We start from the raw sequence: 18,131 nt of genomic DNA on the forward strand, positions 1-18,131 counted from the left end.
TATGGACGTTTTGCGGGGGCTCTCTTATCTTGCGGGCCTGCCCAAACGATGATCATCAAGGCGATCGTGCAGCTATCACCCTTCGTTCGCGACGCCCAACCGAACCGGAAGGGGTGGGGAGGGCCGGGGCAGCCCGATATTGAGTTGATTCGACGGCGGGCTATGGGCAATCTAGAGAGCACGACATGAAAGGCGACCAGGTAGGACCCGAGGCGGAAATGAGCTTTGATCCGATCGTCGGTCTCGGAGATTTCGTGGCCGGGGAGCGTGACGATCCGTTGGCTCCGCCGGAGGGATTTACGGAGTGGCGCCACAACGGGGCCGTTTTTGCGGGAAGCCTCTACGAACCGGAGCTGCTCGGGTCCGCCGATGTCCGCACCCGGATCGAATACGACGGCCAATCGCGGCCGGTCGTCAATCTCTGTTCCTATAATTATCTCGGCCTGGCGAATCATCCGGAAGTAATCGCGGCCGCTCACGCGGCCCTCTCGAAGTACGGAATCGGCGCCTGCGGTTCCCCCACGCTTTCGGGCATGACCGACCTTCATCGCCAGCTCGAGCAGAAGATGGCCGAGTTTCTCGGACGCGAGGACGCCATGCTTTTCAACAGCGGCTTTGGCGGCGCGCTCGGAACGCTCTCCGGATTACTGCGCAAGAACGACGTGGCGGTTTTGGATAACAGATCCCATCTCAGCCTCCGCGATGGCGCCGTGCTTTCGCGTTGCCGGCTCGATCGTTTTGAGCATAACGATCCCGATTCTCTCGAGATCGCCTTAAGCCGGCGAAAAGGGAAACGCGCCCTCGTGATCGTGGAGGGGATTTATTCCATGGACGGCGACCTGGCGAACCTGGACGAGCTCATTTCCGTAGCCGAACTGCACGATGCCAGCGTGTTGATCGACGAAGCGCACTCGATGTTGGGCTGCGGCCACAATGGGCGGGGCGCGGGCGAACTTCTGGGGGTGGAAGACCGCATCCACCTTGTCTATGGCACCTTTTCCAAGGCGTTCGGAGCGGTGGGCGGTTTTGTCGCCGGCCCGAAGGAGACGCTCGATTACCTTCGCCTCTATGCGCATTCCTATGTTTATTCCTGCGCGCTGCCGCCGGTCGTGATCGGGGCAATCCTGAAAGCGCTCGAAATCGCCACTCGCGATCCGCAGTTGCGGACCCGTCTCTGGGAAAATGCCGAATATTTCCGGACCGAAGTCAACGCGCTCGGGATCGACACTGGAGCGTCCACGACTTATATCATGCCGCTGATCGTCGGCGATCGTGAGCGAATGTACCGGATCGGCCACGAGCTGCGCCGAAACGGATTGTTCGTGGCCCCCGTAGATTATCCGGCCGTGCCGGACGACCGGATTTGTTTCCGCGCCTGCGTGACCGCGAATCATACCCGGGCGGATTTGGACGAAGCGCTGAATATTCTCTCCGACGCTTTTGCTCCAGCCGCGATGCAACACGCGTAGCTGGGCGCCGTCGCGATCGCTCGCTATCCGGGCTCTCAGCATGGCCGTCGAACCGCCGGATCAAGCCGTTCAGGCTGATATCGAAGCGACCTATAAAGCGCGGGAGATCGAGGGATTTCTCGATCTTCATTTCTACCGCAAGATCGGCTTTGCCCTGGCGCGCCTTTTCGCCCGGATGGGACTGACTCCTAACGGGGTTACTCTCTTGGGGACGGTGGCCGGCGTCGCCGCGGGACATCTTTATTTCTATCGAGATCTCGCGACCAATGTTCTGGGGATGTTTCTCCACGTGGTCGCGAATACGATGGACAATGCGGATGGCCAGCTCGCGCGTCTGATCAACCGCCAGAGCCCGAGCGGCCGGGTGGTGGACGGGATCAGCGACAACCTGGTCTTTGGGAGCGTCTACGTGCATCTCTGTCTCCGATTTGTGGCCGAGGGCGGATCGGCCGGAATTTGGGTAATCGCATTGCTGGCGGCGCTTAGCCATTCGGTGCAAAGTGCGGCCGCGGAATTCTGCCGCGATGCCTACCTGCGATTTGCCGTGAGGAAATCAGGCTCGTTCGATTTGTCGTCCGATCTGCGCCCGCAATACGAGAGCGTGACCTGGGGCAAACATTTCTGGAAAAAACTGCTGCTCCGGCTCCACCTCAACTACGTTGTCGAACAAGAGATGATGTGTCCTTGTGTCGTGCGCCTGGAAGAGGCTGCCCGGGGGAGTTTCCCCGGGGAGGTGCCGCATTCCTTTGGCGTGCGCTACCGGGAGAGGAATTTGAGGATGATCCCCTGGCTCAATCTTTTCCGGACGAATACCCGCATGCTGCTGCTCTTTGTTCTTTTGTTTCTGGGGAGGCCTGTTTGGTATTTCGCGGCCGAGCTTGTCCCGCTAAATCTTCTCCTCGTTGTTGTCCTCGCCTGGCAGAATGCGATCTGTCGCCAAATGGAATTGCTGGTCGCCGGCCATGTCCCCGATTGAAGTTACCCAGGTAAATTCGCGGAAAGAGCAGGGCGAATTCATCAAGTTCCCCTGGCAAATTTACGTGAACGATCCGGCGTGGGTGCCTCCGCTCGTGATCGAGCGCAAAGAATTCCTCAGCCGGAAGCATCCCTTTTTCGAGCATGGCGATGCCGCGCTCTTTCTCGCTCGCTCCGGCGACAAAATCGTCGGGCGCATCATGGCGAGCGACGACCCGAACTACAACACGCTCCAGGAAACGAACACCGGTTGTTTCGGAATGTTCGAGTCGATTGACGATCAACGAGTGGCGAACGCGTTGTTTGACGCTGCGGCGGGATGGGTTCGCGGCAAAGGCCGCACCGAGATCATGGGACCGATCGATTATTCGACCAATTATCTTTGCGGCTTGTTGATCGACGGCTTCGAACATCCCCCGACACTCCTCACCGGGCATAATCCTCCCTATTATGCCGCCCTGATCGAGGGGTGGGGATTTGAGAAAATCATGGATCTCTACGCCTGGTGGTTTTCCGACCCGAAGGAAGCCGCGGCCCGGCTCCGTCGTCTCATGTCACGAATGAAAAGCCGGCAGCCGGCCCTGCTTCGCCAGGCGGACATCAAGAACCTGGACGCAGAAGGCCAGCGGATCCGTGCCATCTACAATCAAGCGTGGAGCAAGAATTGGGGGTTCGTTCCGTTCACGCCCGCGGAAATGGCCTACATGACGAAGGAGTTGAAACCGATTGTCGAACCGGAGCTGACGCTCCTGGCGGAAGTCGAAGGCGAACCGGTGGGTTTTATTCTGGCCGTGCGCGACATCAATGTTGCGCTGCAAAAAATCAACGGACGTCTCACCTGGTTTGGGCTGCCCATTGGTTTGGCCAAGCTTCTCTACTACAAGAATCGGATAAAGAAGGGCCGGCTGATCGCGCTGGGCGTCGTCGAAAAATATCGGCGGCACGGGATTGCCGAGGCCCTGGTTTTGCAGGTCATGGAAGAGGCGATGATTAAGAGGGGAATTACCGGTGAGCTAAGCCTCACCCTCGAGAATAATTTCATGATCAACCGATTTCTGGAAGCGATTGGCGCGCAAAAATACAAGACCTACCGGATTTATCGGCGCGGCCTAAACGAAACCGGGCGCGTCTGATGGCTGAGATCCATTCGCTCCGCCGGGTTCTGATTGTGGCCGACGAATCAGCGGATTGGATGGTCGCCGGCTTGCGCCAGCTGGAGCGGCTCGCCCTTTCCATCGACGAATTTGCCCTCGAGAACAAGGAGACCGCGCCCGTTCAGGTCTGCATCTTTTGGCGACCCGATCTCGACCAATCCCAGCGCTGGACGCCAAATCATGAGCGGATAACCAGAGTCGCGTTTACCACGGAGCTCGAGGGCGAATCGTTCGATCTGGTTCTCGGGACGCGGCTCTTTCTTTATCGGAAAGCCATTCGACCCCTGCTGGAAACGCCGCTCCTCCCTCCTCCCGAAACCCTTTCCTCGGACGACCAGGCAAATGCCTGGAAAATCTGTCAGCGGCTGGTCGAATCGTTGCCGCATTTCCGGGAAGGCGCCTGGGATTACATCGCGAACGGAGAAGAGATCGACGAGGTCGAGGCGAGATTCCTGCGGAGAAGCGGCAAATCCCAGGACGGTTTGGTGTCTCGATATCTGAATCGCCCGATTTCCCGGGTGGTGACGCGTCTTCTTCTGCGCTTCCCGACAACTCCCAACGGCTGGACGCTATCGATTGTGGCGCTCCCAATCATGGGATCGCTCATTCTTCTGAATGGAAGTTACTGGTCATTCGTCTGGGGCCTTATTCTTTATCAGGTCTACAGCATTCTCGATGGCTGCGACGGCGAGATCGCGCGCGCGAAGTTTTTGGAGAGCGAACGTGGGCGCCAGCTCGACGGCCAATGCGACATCCTCGGCAACATTCTGCTGGTGCTTGGCCTCGGAGCCGGGCTCTCGCGGCAGATGGCTTTCACAGGTCGTTCCGGGTGGTTCTATCTTCTGGAAGGATTTCTCGCCGCCGCGCTGATCGGTCTGAATGAGTTTTGGCTGGCGAGGAGCAAGTCCGGGCCAGGCCAGCAATCTTCCGGGTCGTTAGGCGACACGCTTTATCCGCGTCATCGCGAATTGGTGGCGCGCTCGGGCCTGTTGGTTTTTGGGGAGACGTTTGTTTCCTGGCTTATTCAACTGACGAAGCGAGATGTGGCCATCCTCTTTTTTGTTTTTCTCGCGGCCATTGGCTTGCCCGCTTTCATTTTGCATCTTCTGGTGCTGGTGACGGCGTTCACGCTCGCGTTCGCGTTCCGCGCTCGCCATGTTCTGTAGCCGCTTCGCTGTGCGAAGCGTTATCGCCTTTCGTGGACGCGTTGCGTCGCCCACAGGGCGACGGCTACAGAAGACGGCTCGCGACCGCCTCGGCACGCGCCAGCATCTCGGGCGTATCGACATCCTGCCACCACGCTGCGCCGATATCGATCGCAAGCGCGTTTCCCGCCGCCGCCATCAGCCGCACGCCATCCGCCAGGCTGCAATCGTCCTCGTTGAGAGCGTGTCGCAGATAATCGAAGACCAGCTCCGGACAAACGAAGATGCCCGTGTCGATCGCGTTGTAATCCTCGAGCTGCTTTCCGATCGCCACGATCCGGCTCTGTTCGGTTCGCACCTTCATCGCGTCGTTCAGGTCGAAGATGGAATCGATCTTCCGGTCGATGGCGAGATTTAGCTTTCCAAGGTCGGCTTCGGCCAGGAGCCGATCGAGAATGGAGGACTCAAAAAGATGATCTCCCATGGCGAGGAAAAACGGCGCGTCAACTTTTCCGGCCGCCGCCAAAAGGGAAACGCCATTTTGTTTTCGCCAGTTCGGATTCGAGATCGGGCTGAACTGCATCTCCGGGGGGATTAATGGCGCCACGGCGGCAGCTAACTCATCGCCGTTAGGGCCGACCACGGCGGACAGTCTCTTCACCCCGGCCCTGGCGAATGACTCTATTGCATACGAAATAAGCGGCCGGCCCGCGATCGGGATAAGCGGCTTCGCAATTGTGGTCGCGGAGCCGCGCAAACGGGAGCCGGTCCCCGCCATGAGAATGACAGCGTCCGTGATCTTCAATCGCGCAGCCCGTAATATTTCTTCAATCCCCAAACTCGCACGGCCTGGGGAAGAAAGCGGAAAATGAGCGGAGCGACTGTCGTCTGGAACGCGTCCCCAACCGTGACCCTTCGCGGCGGATTCTTTGCCTCGATCAACTTGCCGATGCTGCGCGCGACCAATTCCGGCTCCGGCGCAGCTTTCATGTTGCGATCGACGACGCGCCAGGCCTGTTCGACGCGCCCGGTGTAACGCGGATCGCCTCCGTCGGTTTTCTCGACGGCATCATTGAAGTCAGTCCGGATATCGCCCGGCTGCAAATCGATCACGCGAATGTCCGACCCCGCGAGCTCCAGTTGCAACGACATAGTGAAGGAAGCCATGGCAGCCTTGGCCGCGTTGTAGGCGCCCATGAAGGGAACCGGAAGGCGCGAAGCAAGCGAGGTGACATTGATGATGCGGCCGCTTCCTTGTTTGCGCATCGCGGCAAAGGCGAGCCGGCAGATTTCGATGTGGGCGAAGACCAGGATTTGGAATTGAGCCTGCACTTCTTCCGTAGCCAGAAATTCTCCCGGACCGAAGTGGCCGCTGCCGGCGTTATTTATCACCACGTCGAAATACCCCGCCTGGTTCCACGCCTTGGCAAAGGCGCCGCCGATCAGGTGTTGGTCGCGCAGTTCCATCGCGATGGGGTGAAGGCGCGGAATCTGGGGAAGGCGGGTGATGTCGCGAGACGTTCCCCAGACCTCATGCCCCTGGGCGGTCAGCAGTTTCGCGGTCGCCAGGCCGATCCCAGCGCTCGCTCCAGTGATAAAAACACGTTTCATGGGGACACCATTGCGAATTGCATCGGAACCATTGTTATTTTAGGGGCAGGTCCGATGCAAGAACACCTCGCGGTCTCGCGTGAGCCGATCCGGGTTGCCCTCGACGCGCGCTATGTTCGCGAGAAGCCGAGCGGGATTGGGGCGTACGTGCAGGCTTTGGTGGAACGGTTGCCCGGTCTGGCCCCTGCCGATCATTTTTTCTTTTGGGCGCATCCGCTCGCTCCCCAGCCGCTTTCGCCGGCGACGAACACCTCCGCGGTGGTCGTTCGGCCGGGGCCGAACTCGCCCTGGCCGCTTCTTTGGCCGCGGCGCTATGCTTCCTTTGACGGCGTCGATGTTTTCCACGCGCCCCACAACCTGATGCCCCGAGGGTTGCCGTGCCCGAGCGTGGTGACGATCCACGATGTCATGGCACTCGAAAGGCCCGACCTGCATTTGCAGGGCCCCGAGCGGGTCGTGAAGAGCGTTTATTATCCGCAGGCCATTTGGCGCGCTCTCAAGCACGCCACCCGTTTGATCGCGCAAAGCAAAGCAACCGCGGATCGCATTTGCGCGGTTTGTCCGGAAGCCGCCGCGCGTTTGAGCGTGATTTCGCTGGGACCGGATGCCGATTTGCGTCCTGCAGTCGATCTGAATGCGGCAAAGGCGCGCGCCGCAAAACTGATCGGAACGGAGTCGCCCTACCTGCTTCTCGTTGGAGCAAACACCGCGAGCAAACGGCACGACCTTGCGATTGCCGCTTTCGCCGCCGCGGTCCCGCCGCCGTGGCAGCTTGTGCTTGTCCAAAGACGCAAGGGCCGGGGTGCGCTCGTTCGGTTGGCGAATCGCCTCCACGTCGCGGATCGAATCGTCTGGCTCGAAACCATCGCGCGCCAGGATTTGATTACTCTGCTGCAAGCCGCCGGCGGCCTGGTTCAACCTTCGGTTTACGAAGGGTTCGGCCTGCCGGTCTTGGAAGCGATGGCCTGTGCCTGCCCCGTGATCGCGAGCGATATCGCGCCGTTTCGCGAAGTCACGGCAGGCGCTGTCCTTCTTTTTCCGGCGGGTGATCTCGACGGCCTTTCGAGGGCGCTGAAAGATTTCGTCAAATCGGCCCGGCTGCGACAGTCGCTGGCAGAACAGGGATTGTCGCGGGCCCGGGATTTTTCGTGGGATCGGTGCGCACAGGAAACCATGCAGGTTTATCGTGACGCTGCGGCCAAAGGCCACTGACGAACATGGAAGCGGACCCCGTGGCGGAAACTCTGGCGACCGACAATTCGGCGGATGGAGTGGTTCTGGCGCGCGGCGTCTTCATCAACGCGATCGCGTTTCTGGCCTCCAATCTCCGTGGCATTTTTACCTTCTTAGTCGCGCGGCTCTTCGGCAGCGTCGCGCTCGGTATCTTCGGCCTGGCCTGGGCGACGATGGATTTGGTGAGCAAGTTTTCCACGCTCGGGTTCGATTACAGCGCCATTGCGTTCATCGCCAAGGCGGAGGGAGCCGGCAACCGCGCCAGCAGCCGCCGGGTTATGAACACCGCGCTCGCGGTCTCGTTCGGCAGCAGTCTTCTCCTGGCGGCCGGCGGCTTTCTCGCCGTTTGGAACTGGGGTCCTTCGCTTGGAATCCGACCCGAATTTGTGCCCGCTATCGCCGTCATGCTGCTGGCGTTGCCGGGCGTGACTCTTTACCGGGTGAGCACCGCGATTTCGCGGGGCATGACGGTGATGCACCACGACATCTATTCGCGGGGCTTGACCGAAAGCTTCGGAACGGCCGGGGCGCTTCTGCTTGCCTTTGCGCTGGGGGTCAGGGATCTCGCGCCCGAAATCGCCGCCATCGTGGGGACGCTTGCCTCCGGCGTCGTCGCGTTCATTCTCGCGCGGCGTTTATTTTCCTTCGGACCAACCCCCGGCTCATCCGATGACGACCTGGTGCCCCGGCTCCTGAGCGCTTCGGCGCCGATTGCTCTCTACGATTTGCTCAACATCGGCATCATGCGGATCGACCTCATCATGCTGGGATGGTTCGTCGGGCGCGCCCCGGGCGTAACTCTGGAGACCCTCGGCATCTATGCCGCAGCGCTCGAAGTCGGCGGCGGCCTCCGCAAAGTAAGCCAGTCGTTCACCCCGATCTTTACGCCGATCGTGGCGCGGCAAATCGCGGCCGGCCAGATCCGTTCGGCCGAGGCGAGTTACGCTTATCTTGCGCGTTGGATGCTCGCGTTGTTGTTGCCATCGGTTGGCGTCCTGTCCCTGGCTGGGGGCGCCATCATGATGATCTTCGGCCCCGCTTTTCAGCGTGGCGGCGTCTGGGCCGCCATCATCGGCGGAGCTTGCGCTCTGAATGCGTTCGTCGGTCTCGGCGAAACGATTCTGATGGTCGAGCGGCCCAAGATCAATCTTATGAACTCCACCATCGCGTTTGTCGCCGCCGTTGGTTTGAATCTGATCCTGATCCCGGCGTTCGGCGCGCCCGGGGCGGCTCTCGGGATTTTCACTCCGTACGTGATCAAAGGCGTGCTCCGCTGGATTGAAATCGCGTGGCTGGTCGAGTGGCGCTGGCCGTGGCGGGCGTTGGCCAAGCCTTGGATCGCCGCTCTCGCGCCGCTTCCTTTCGCCGTGCTCCTCCGCCTCACGCTTCATGGTCCCTGGATGGAAATCGCGTCCGCCGCCCTTTACCTGGCGGGATACTTCCTTGCCTGGCGCATTTTCGGACTCGACCAAAGCGATCGCGCCGTTCTCGACCAGCTTTTCAAACGGAAGAGCGCGGTCCCGCCGGCCGCCACCGGCGGAGACTAGCGCTCCGCGCAAACAGTTGCCGCGGGCTGCGCCGCTTGCTATGTCTCCCGGCTTGCATCGTCCCGACAACATTTCTCCCGGCCGGAAGCCCTTCGGATGGGCGCCTTACTGCGTCCTGGTTCTGGCGGTCGGCGTAATTCTCACCGTCCTCAACAAGCTCCAGGTTTTCGGCGGGGTTATCGACCGCACCTGGTTTAACGTTTTTCGCTACACCCTGCATTTCCACGTCGGCGTTTTCGGATGCGCCGTCCTGACGACTTTTCTCTATCTCCTGCGACGGTGGCGCATCCCGGCCTTTCTGCGCATCGCCGTTTTCGCCTCGTTCTTTATCTGGTTTATCTGGGTCGTGGTTTGGGTCCTGGTGCGGCGCGCCTTCGGGATTGAACTGTTGAGCGATATTCTCTGGGAACTCCTAACGAATCGGGCCGCCATCGCCGCGGTCGGTCTGGGCGAAACGGAATTTGCCCTCGGCGTGGGCACGGTGGTTTTGCTGGGCACGGCCCTTGGCTTCCTCAGCGATCGCATCTCGCAGCGGTCGAATGAGAGACTCCTGCGGACCGGCTGCGTTTCCTTCGTCCTGGTTTTCGCGCTCGTACATCTCTCCCTCCGGTTGCACGCGCGCTTTCACCAAAACTCGAAAGAACACGTGATCGTCGCCTACCACGATTACGTGCCGTCGTTCCTGCACGTGATGCAGGCGAACGCCGGCCCCCAGGGCGACCGGCCAGCCCTTCCCACTTTGGAATCGAGAACCCGCACCGCGGCTTACTTCGACCCAAAGCGGACCGAGCGAATGCCGGCCATCCCGCGGCCGCGCAACATCGTCTGGATCAATATCGAATCATTCCGTTTCGACGCGATCGATGAAAAGACGATGCCGCGGCTGATGGCCTACGCGGATCATTTCCAAGTCCGGCTTCAGCGCCGGCATTGGAGCGGGGGGAACGCAACCCAGTTCGGCATCTTTTCCCAGCTCACCGGCTTGAGTGGCTATCACCTCCATCATTTGAGCCGCGCGAACATGCCCGATCCGTTCCTGACGCTGCTCGGAAAAAACGGCTATCGCCTCCGCGTCGCGAAAAAGAAGCAGTTGAAATACATCGGTCTCTCCGTCCTCCTCCCGCCCGGGACCGTCGAGCAGGATGTAGAGAAGGGTTCGCAGGACGTCGAGGACCGGCGAATGATCGACCGATACCTGGAGGATCGCGCGTCCCGGCCTGCGGGGACCTTCAATTTCGATTTCATTGCTTTCGACGCCACCCACTGGCCCTACCCGTTTCCGCAGGAGCACGCCGTTTTTCAACCGGCGCCGCCGTTGAATGGCTCGCAGATGATCCTTGGTTTTCCGGAGGAGCTCGAATTCGTTCGGAATCGCTATCGCAACGCCTGCCACTTTGTCGACGAGCAGATCGCCCGGGTCCTGGATGATCTGCGAGCGCGCAACGAGCTCGACTCCACCCTGGTCGTGATCCTGGGCGATCACGGCGAAGAATTCGAGGAGCGCGGCCAGATCACGCATGCCGCGGTCCTGAACGATTTCCAGGCCCGGACGCCTCTTTGGATGCATCTGCCCGATGCCGGACCCGGGCCGCTGCGACTTGAAGTGCCCACGACTCACCTGGATGTCGTGCCCACTATTCTCGAGTCGTTCGGGTTCGAAGAGGATGTCCTTTATACCCAGGGCCGATCGTTGCTGAGCGCGCTCGAGGATCGTCCCGTTCTCTGCCTGTCGGATACCGGCTTTCGCGTTCCGCTTTACCGCACTCTGGTCACAGGCACCTACATTTCGCGCTGGGCGCAACGGCCGCTCCAGTATCTTTTTGCCGGCGTCCAACGGCGCGACGGCGGAAAAGTCGAAGGCGAGGAATGGCTCCGCGAGGCGCGCCTTTTGAATTCGGAAGCCGCTGCGATGTTTGAGTTGCTCCCGGACGTTTCGCAGCCGCCGCGAGAATTCGACGGACGCAACCGGCCCTAGCCGTAGCGCAGCCGGCGCGGATGGCTGCCGACGATCAATCCGTCCTGCATCTCGTGGATCCAATCGCACGCCTCGGCGATCTCGGGGTTATGGGTCACCAGGAGCATCGCCTTGCGCTCTTCCTGGACGATTCGTTGCAGCAGCTCGAAGACGCGCCGGGAATTCGCGCTGTCGAGATTTCCGGTCGGCTCATCGGCGAGAATCACGCTCGGGTTATTCGCCAGGGAACGGGCGACCGCCACGCGCTGTTGTTCGCCGCCGGACAGATGCCGGCTGGGCCGCTTCAGTTTCCCGCCCAGCCCCACCGCATCGAGCAAATGGGCGGAACGCGCCAGCATTTCCTCTTCCGTCGCGGCCGCCAGGCGCCGCATCGGGATCATCACGTTTTCCTGGGCGGTGAAATCCTCGAGAAGAAAATGGAACTGGAAAATGAACCCGAGGAGCTCATTTCGTTTCCGGTCGAGCGCATCATGAGCCAGATGGGAAACGATCTCATTTTCGATCGCGACGCTGCCGCTATCGGCCTGGTCGAGCAAACCGAGAATGTATAGCAGCGTGCTCTTCCCGCAGCCGGAAGGTCCCACGACCGCGTGCACCGTTCCGCGCTCGAGTTGAAGCGAGACGCCGCGCAACGCATGCACCCGCGAATCTTCCTCGCCGAGGAAGCGTTCGATGCCCTCACAGCTGAGTGAAACTTCAGCGTCCATGTTTTTCAGGGTAGCTTCAGTCGCAATCGCAGCGAAATCCTTTTCGCGGCTGCGCTCCCGCTCCAAAGTCGGAGCGACCGCCATTTCCCCTCGGGGAAATAGCAGACAGAGAGACAAACGAACCCCAACGCCGGAATTCTGTTCTCAAAGTGTTTCAAAGTGTACTCAAACTGATTATTTCGCGCCACCAGTGAGCCCGAGTTAAAAGGAGCGCCACAATTTCGATCTCCCCTTGTAACAACTCTCCCAAGACACCTCTCACATTTCGCTGCCAAACCCCTCATTACTAAACCAAACCCAACAGCCAGAAAGCCTGTGCATCCATCAGTTCCTATGAAAAAACGACTGTCTCCAATCCTCGCAATTATTCTCCTAAGTTTATTCGCCTGTTTCTCCGCCAGGGGGGTAGGCTTTGACAGGATCAACGTCACGGCCTATGGGGCCGTGCCAAACGACGGCGCCGATGATACGGCGGCGATCAACACTGCCCTTACCAAGGGTCAGAGCATCTATTTCCCGGCCGGGACTTATAACTACAACGGCTCGATGATCCTGCAGGGCTCCCTGGCCGGCAAGCCCTTTCGGTTTTATGGCGAGGGTCCGGGCGTCTCCACGATCATATTCACGAATGCTTCCTCTGGAGGCATCAACGCGCCAAGTATGGGGCAGAATTCACTTGTCGTGGAGGGCCTTACCCTTCAGGCCAACTCATCTGGTTGCGCAACAGCGATCGACGCGACGTTTGGAAACGGCGTATACCGGGCTGCGACGATCCACAACGTCCAAATCAAAGGAACCTCCACAGACGGAACGAATGGGACCAGTTGGTCTAACGGGATCCACCTTGTGGGCGCGACCCACTCGGTTCTTGATAAAGTCGAGATTACCGGCAACACCGCCACGACAACTGGGATCTGGTTCGAACCGCCGGGGGGCAGCCCGCCGCAGGCCGCCACCGGCTTCAACATGTCGAACATCCAGGTCAAATGGTGCAATACCGCCTTGCGGACGACCGGACACATCGAAGGTGTTTACCTGACAGGATTCGAATTTACTTCGTGCGGCCGGGGCGGATTGCCCGCCGTGGATCTGAATGTCACCACGCTCGCCCAGGGAGGGGCGTTCCACTTGGTCAACGGAACGATCGATATGATAGGTGACGGCCTCGTTCTGACAAAACCCAGCTTTGCCAAGATATCGAACGTCCGGTTCGTTCACAATGCTCCGGGAGCCACTGTCAGCAACATGTTGAAAATCAGCGATGGGTTCAATGTGACGGTGTCGCAATGCTCCTTTTACGGAGGAGACGCTAACGGCCCGGGTGAAAACGGCATTACAGGACTTAACACAACGTCTCTCCAACTTAATGGAAACAACTTTAACCACATGCTTGCGCCGGGCCTCGGCACGGGTGTTGTCGTATGGGGTGAATGCCCCGGACTTCGGATTACCGATAATTTGTTCACTGACTTCGGCCACGGCCAGTATTGGGTGGCGGTGACGGGGACGCCCGCGCCGTATTATTGCGGGAACTACCCTTCGACTTCGAATGTCTGTGGGAACAACCCGTAAGGTGGATCAAGAATTAAGGAATTATTTCGCATGAGAACACGCTTATTTTCTATTGTCCTGCTGTTGAGCCTTGGGTTTTGCCTGCCAGCAATGGCCGAGGATCGTATCAACGTGACCGATCCCGCTTACGCAGGCGGAGCAATCCCCAACGATGGACAGGACGATACGGCGGCCATCAACGCCGCTGTTAACGCCGGTCCCGCGAACGCCGGTCGCAGTATCTACTTTCCTCCGGGGAGTTATAACTACACCGGCTTTATTTGGCTTCCGGCGAATACGTCCTATCGCTTCTATGGCGACGGGCCAGGAGTATCAACCATCGTCTTTACGGGTAACCCCTCCGGAGGCATCTGGGGTTATAATATGGGCTCCGCCACTCTTCAGGTCGACGGACTCACCCTTCAAGCGAATTCCAGGGCCTGCGGGACCGCAATTTATGCGGTTTTTAATCCGTCGGGCTCAAACGACAAGGTCCGGAGCGCTACCATTCACAATGTGCAAATCATTAGATCTCTCCAAGGGAACTCCGTCGCCGGTTTCTGGAACGGCGGAATCTATCTTGAGCGAGCGCAGAATGCCGTGATCGACAAAGCGGAGATCATCGGCCTCCCTCGGTTTCAGGACGGCGTAATGGGCGCCGGGCCCTGGGAGCAGCCGCGCCCACCCTTTGGCATCAGCAACACTCCGGTTGAGAAAGGGGACGTCGTAGCCGGCGCGGACCCGGGCTGGGGGGACCCGGGCCAAGACTACGGCATCAAGTGGGTGTCCTCCAACGATTACAAGACTACTGGACTTCAATTGTCCAACCTAATGATATGGTGGTGCAATGCGGCCTTGCAGACGTCCGGATGGGTAGAAGGTCTTTACCTGAACGGGTTTGAGTTTGCGTTCTGCGGCGATTTTGGAGTGCCCGTCATCGACCTCAGCTCGTCGGCTCCCAATTTGGGATCGGCATTTCATCTGGTTAACGGGCATGTGGGCGCTCTCCAGAACGGAATACGACTTACCAATCTTCGCGGTGCCAAAGTATCAAAAATACTCTTCATCCACGTTAGCGGCGCATATGCTGATCCATGCTGCGATGACAATGGCCAGCCCGAGGGGTGTCACCCCCGGCCGGCGTGTAACACCCTTCCGTATACTTCATCCGGTGATGACTTGGCTTTGAATAGTTCTACCGATGCGGTGATTTCGGCCAATTCATTCGTCGGCGTAGGCACTGACGAAACAGACGAGAACTGCATCCTGCTAAACAATAGTCACTCGGTGCAGATCAGCGAAAACTATTTCACTCACGTCTTGCCGGTCAACCCTGTTGATGCCTGCATTAAAATTCTTTTTAGCAGCAACCTCGTCCGGGTCATAAACAACGTGTTCGAGCTCAATGGGAACAACCCGTATGGAGGCGTGAACCGACCCTATAATGATGCGGCAACCGATACCTATTATCGAGGTAATACCCAGTAATCCAGGGACGGATCGCCAACGCTCTTGACGGAAAGGAAAGGGGCAGCCCTAGGACGGGCTGCCCCTTGTCCTTTCTCCGGCCGTCTGAGTCGATGAGTCACCCCAGGACAGTAAAGCGACCACGGAGCGCCCTGAAGGCGTTCCTGAATGTTGACCGTAGCTTCAGTCGGCGTCGCAGTGAAATCCGTTTCGCTCCGCCAATTCGATCCTACTTGCGCTGCTTTTGGGTCGGCGCCGGCGTCGGAGTGCCAACCGCCGGAGTTGGCGTCGGGGTCTTCGCGGCGAGGAGGCCGCTCCGTTCCTTGAGCAACTGCTCGACGGTGCCCTTTGCGATGAGGTAAGGGCGGGGCTCGAGTTTTTGTTCTTTCGCCAGCTTTTCTGTGAGCTGCGTTTGCTTGATTTGAAATTCCTGGTCGAGCTTCGCTTTGTCCTCGGGCTTTTCGTCTTTGCCTGGTGTGCGCTCTTTCGGAAGGGTGGCGGCGACGGAAACCAGGACGGGATAATTCTCTCCAACCGGTTTCCCGATTTTGAGGGTGTAAACGAAACCGTCAAAGGTCTCTATCGTGATAACCGCGGGTTTATCGAGACCGGTTTCTGCCACCGGGGCGTCCGGGGCCATGACGTCGGCGACAGGCGCGTAAGAGAAAAGTGCCGCGATTGCTGAAGCTTTGGTAACGTCGAGTTCTTCACCTGGCTTCGCATCCGCCAGTTTCCAAGGCGACGTCGCCGTATCGCGCGTCAATTTCCAATTCATCGGCGGCGTGGCGCCGGCGAGCGTTATCGTCTTCGCATTCTCAACCTTGATGAAGTCGCGGCTCAACCATTTCTCCGGTTTTGGATCGACTTCATCGAGCGTGTCGGCCACAAGGACGACTCGGTTCGCGCTATCGACGGTGCGGGCGTAACGGCCCGACGGCATGCCCTCCGGCGGGGCAAAAGATGAGCCATCGGATTGCTTCAGGTATTTTTTCCCAATCAGCAGCGCGGCAATCCGTTTGCCGCCGTCCCCTTTCAAATCGAGCAGGGTGCCACTGTTCGGGTCCGAACCGGGATCGAGCAATTGCAACCGGCCAAACTGCGACGGACCGATTTTCACATCCTGGACAGCGCGCAGTTCCCAGATTTTTCGGAGCAGGCTGCTGATGAGATCGAAGTTGGCCGGATAATCCGCCCGCTCCTTCACCTTCCAGACACCATCCTTTTTGGCGAGGTTCAATTCGGCGCTGCTCGCCTTGATCGTGATTTGGGAAACGTCATTGAGCGGAAAATCGAGAATCTTGCCGGTGGCCTTAACGGAGCTGCTGCTCCATGACGCCGCATTGCGCTGCTGGAGAAACAGAGCGACACCGCCGATTACGGCGAGCACGACCAGGACAACGGCGAGCTGTTTCCCTTTCATTGGCGCTTCCGTTTCCTGAGCGCGAGCGCGAACCCGGCTACGATCACCGCCGCGGGCATCCCGGCGATGTTGAACCACTTGATCCGGTTCTCGAGCGAATCGATCTCCGACCGGAGCTTCTTGCGCATTTGTTTCAGCTGCGTTTTCGATTCCGCTTCCTTCTTCCGAAAGCTGACCAGTTCCTGCTGCTGTTCGGGCGAAAGAATAAACCGCTGGTTGGCGTCCTTGTTCTGTTGCAGCTCGTTCACTTTGCGCTGGGTCTCAGCGAGGCTTTGCTCGAGCTCCTTGATCTTGCTGCGGTAACTCGCGTCGGCCTCAGCCTGGAGTTTCTGCACGACCGTGAAGGGACGTTCGCGCGACGCCCGGCTCCGGACCGTGATAAGGTTGCTGTCTCCGGCCAGTTGCTCGACCACGCTCTGGGCGAAGCTCAAATTGCTGTTGAGCGGCATGATCAATCGTTGCCCGAGGCCCTGAATTTCTCGCACGGACAGCGGGTCCTGGATCATGTCCGCGTCGCCGATCAGGACGACGGCGCTCGGCTGGGCCGATTCTTTCAATCCCGTTTCGGCCGGTTTTTCTTCCGGCTTCTGCTCAGCGGGACTCGCCGCCGGCTTTGGTTTGCCATCGGGGAAAGCCGTCTTGAATTTGCCGGTCAGCCGGAGCGCCAGGGAATATTCCGTCCCGGTGGCGGCGAAACTACTCGCGATTTGCCCGGGGGCCATCGCGGCCATCCGGGCATCGGTCACTGCTGAATTCTTCGAGGATTTGATCAGGATCGTTTTCGTGAGCCCGTCCGGCGGGGTCCCGGTGAAGGCACCGGCGAGCGCCATCAACAGATTGTCTGCCTGAGCCGAAACGACATCCTCCTTGTTGATGGCGGTTTCATTTAATGCCAGGACCGTGGGGTTGGGGCCTTGTTGCAACTGCGCCACATGCTCCATGTCGACGACCACCGTGGCCGTGTCGAAGCTCAGGCCCCACGCTTTGAACAATTTGTCCAGGTTCGAGGTGCTCGGCGGCGGCATCCCTCCCATGGGCGACTGCGCCGACCGGTCAAGCGCGCAGAGCGGATCGACAAACGCAACCAGCTTCCCGCCGCGCAGGACGAATTGGTCGAGCGCATACTGGGCGACGTCCGAAAAGTTCTTGGGATGAATCACGACCAGCACCTTGATGTCGTCGGGGATCTTGTCCGCCGTGACTTCGACCTGTTTGACGTTGAAGTCGCGTTTCAGCTCTGCCATGAATGCCCACGGCGGCGTCCCGTTCTGGCCGCGTTGCGTCATGATCGGGTTCGTTTCGCCCATCACCGGTAACGGGCTCATCACGCCGATCACCGGCTTTTCAGCGGTGGTGACGCGCGCGATTGCCCGGGAAATGTCGTATTCGAGGAGCCGCTCACGGTCTGGCGTCAAAAACGGAAGCGCCTGTTTCTGGTCGAGCATCCCGACGCTGAGGCCGAGATAGATTCTCTCGCCGGTCCGTGTTTGTTGCGGTTCCACGCCGTCCAAACGCGCCGAGTCCTCCGCGTCAGAGTCCGGCTCCGGGTTCAATCGCTGGATCTCGATCTGGCCTTTGGACGCCTGCCGGTATTCGCCGAGCAAATCTTCGATCCGCTGGGCGTAATTCGTCAGGAAAACCGGCATCGCGCTGGCGTTCTTGGTGCAATAGAACCGGATCTGAACCGGCGTATCGAGCTTCGCCAAAATCGCCCGCGTCCCGGGCGACAGCGTATAAGCCTTCTCGCTCGTGAGATCGACCCGGGCCCGCGCGCGCGAGGCGATGAAGTTGATCGCGATCAGGATCAGGACCATCGCCACGATCCCGATCGTGGAATAGAGAAACGTCTCGAGCTGTTTCTTTTTGGTCGAATCCAT

The 18,131-nt window shown here is 59.4% G+C and carries 14 protein-coding genes; 9 read left to right on the forward strand and 5 right to left on the reverse strand.

Annotated elements, in window-relative coordinates; translation table 11 throughout:
- Nucleotides 1–185 precede the first annotated feature (185 nt).
- From VJU77_09495 to VJU77_09510, 4 genes are read left to right on the forward strand one after another with little or no spacing between them, the layout of a single operon-like run.
- On the forward strand, nt 186–1,469 hold the full coding sequence (locus tag VJU77_09495; protein ID HKP03578.1) for an aminotransferase class I/II-fold pyridoxal phosphate-dependent enzyme: 1,284 nt from the start codon (nt 186–188) through the stop codon (nt 1,467–1,469).
- A 40-nt stretch (nt 1,470–1,509) separates the two neighbouring features.
- On the forward strand, nt 1,510–2,445 hold the full coding sequence (locus tag VJU77_09500; GenBank protein ID HKP03579.1) for a CDP-alcohol phosphatidyltransferase family protein: 936 nt from the start codon (nt 1,510–1,512) through the stop codon (nt 2,443–2,445).
- Nucleotides 2,432–3,577, forward strand: a complete 1,146-nt coding sequence (locus VJU77_09505) for a GNAT family N-acetyltransferase (GenBank protein ID HKP03580.1) — start codon at nt 2,432–2,434, stop codon at nt 3,575–3,577. The genes VJU77_09500 and VJU77_09505 overlap by 14 nt, the downstream gene beginning before the upstream one ends.
- Nucleotides 3,577–4,764 carry a CDP-alcohol phosphatidyltransferase family protein gene (locus VJU77_09510; protein ID HKP03581.1) on the forward strand — a complete coding sequence of 396 codons (1,188 nt, stop codon included), beginning with the start codon at nt 3,577–3,579 and terminating at the stop codon, nt 4,762–4,764. Before VJU77_09505 ends, VJU77_09510 begins: the two co-directional genes overlap by 1 nt.
- Nucleotides 4,765–4,828: 64 nt before the next feature.
- Here VJU77_09510 and VJU77_09515 read toward each other — a convergent pair whose 3' ends face one another.
- The gene (locus VJU77_09515) at nt 4,829–5,548 is read right to left on the reverse strand and encodes an NTP transferase domain-containing protein (protein HKP03582.1); all 720 of its coding nucleotides are present in this window, start codon (nt 5,546–5,548) and stop codon (nt 4,829–4,831) included.
- Nucleotides 5,545–6,354: an SDR family NAD(P)-dependent oxidoreductase gene (locus VJU77_09520; GenBank protein HKP03583.1), complete on the reverse strand. Its 810-nt coding sequence runs from the start codon at nt 6,352–6,354 to the stop codon at nt 5,545–5,547. The genes VJU77_09515 and VJU77_09520 overlap by 4 nt, the downstream gene beginning before the upstream one ends.
- A 54-nt stretch (nt 6,355–6,408) precedes the next feature.
- Between VJU77_09520 and VJU77_09525 the strand changes: the two genes are divergently transcribed.
- The 3 genes from VJU77_09525 to VJU77_09535 are packed head-to-tail and all read left to right on the forward strand — an operon-like array spanning nt 6,409 to nt 11,109.
- Nucleotides 6,409–7,566: a glycosyltransferase family 1 protein gene (locus tag VJU77_09525; GenBank protein ID HKP03584.1), complete on the forward strand. Its 1,158-nt coding sequence runs from the start codon at nt 6,409–6,411 to the stop codon at nt 7,564–7,566.
- A gap of 5 nt (nt 7,567–7,571) precedes the next feature.
- On the forward strand, nt 7,572–9,134 hold the full coding sequence (locus VJU77_09530) for an oligosaccharide flippase family protein (protein HKP03585.1): 1,563 nt from the start codon (nt 7,572–7,574) through the stop codon (nt 9,132–9,134).
- A gap of 40 nt (nt 9,135–9,174) precedes the next feature.
- A complete protein-coding gene (locus VJU77_09535) occupies nt 9,175–11,109 on the forward strand; it encodes a sulfatase-like hydrolase/transferase (GenBank protein HKP03586.1) in 1,935 nt (644 codons plus the stop codon).
- Here the strand turns inward: VJU77_09535 and VJU77_09540 are convergent.
- Nucleotides 11,106–11,900 (reverse strand): ABC transporter ATP-binding protein, encoded by a 795-nt coding sequence (locus tag VJU77_09540; protein ID HKP03587.1) that lies wholly within the window; start codon nt 11,898–11,900, stop codon nt 11,106–11,108. The genes VJU77_09535 and VJU77_09540 overlap by 4 nt on opposite strands.
- Before the next feature lie 249 nt (nt 11,901–12,149).
- Here VJU77_09540 and VJU77_09545 point away from each other — a divergent pair, with 249 nt between their 5' ends.
- Together VJU77_09545 and VJU77_09550 are read left to right on the forward strand one after the other, a co-directional pair.
- The gene (locus tag VJU77_09545; protein HKP03588.1) at nt 12,150–13,388 is read left to right on the forward strand and encodes a glycosyl hydrolase family 28-related protein; all 1,239 of its coding nucleotides are present in this window, start codon (nt 12,150–12,152) and stop codon (nt 13,386–13,388) included.
- A gap of 30 nt (nt 13,389–13,418) precedes the next feature.
- Nucleotides 13,419–14,855, forward strand: coding sequence for a glycosyl hydrolase family 28-related protein (locus VJU77_09550; GenBank protein ID HKP03589.1), 1,437 nt, complete (start codon nt 13,419–13,421; stop codon nt 14,853–14,855).
- A gap of 208 nt (nt 14,856–15,063) precedes the next feature.
- On the opposite strand, the gene VJU77_09555 is transcribed toward VJU77_09550, so the two are convergent.
- Both VJU77_09555 and VJU77_09560 read right to left on the reverse strand, forming a co-directional pair.
- Complete coding sequence (locus VJU77_09555) at nt 15,064–16,254, reverse strand: DUF4340 domain-containing protein (protein HKP03590.1); 1,191 nt, start codon at nt 16,252–16,254, stop codon at nt 15,064–15,066.
- On the reverse strand, nt 16,251–18,131 hold the full coding sequence (locus VJU77_09560) for a Gldg family protein (GenBank protein ID HKP03591.1): 1,881 nt from the start codon (nt 18,129–18,131) through the stop codon (nt 16,251–16,253). Before VJU77_09560 ends, VJU77_09555 begins: the two co-directional genes overlap by 4 nt.

This window comes from Chthoniobacterales bacterium (genome assembly GCA_035274845.1).
In the GTDB taxonomy this organism is placed as follows: Bacteria; Verrucomicrobiota; Verrucomicrobiia; order Chthoniobacterales; family UBA10450; genus AV80.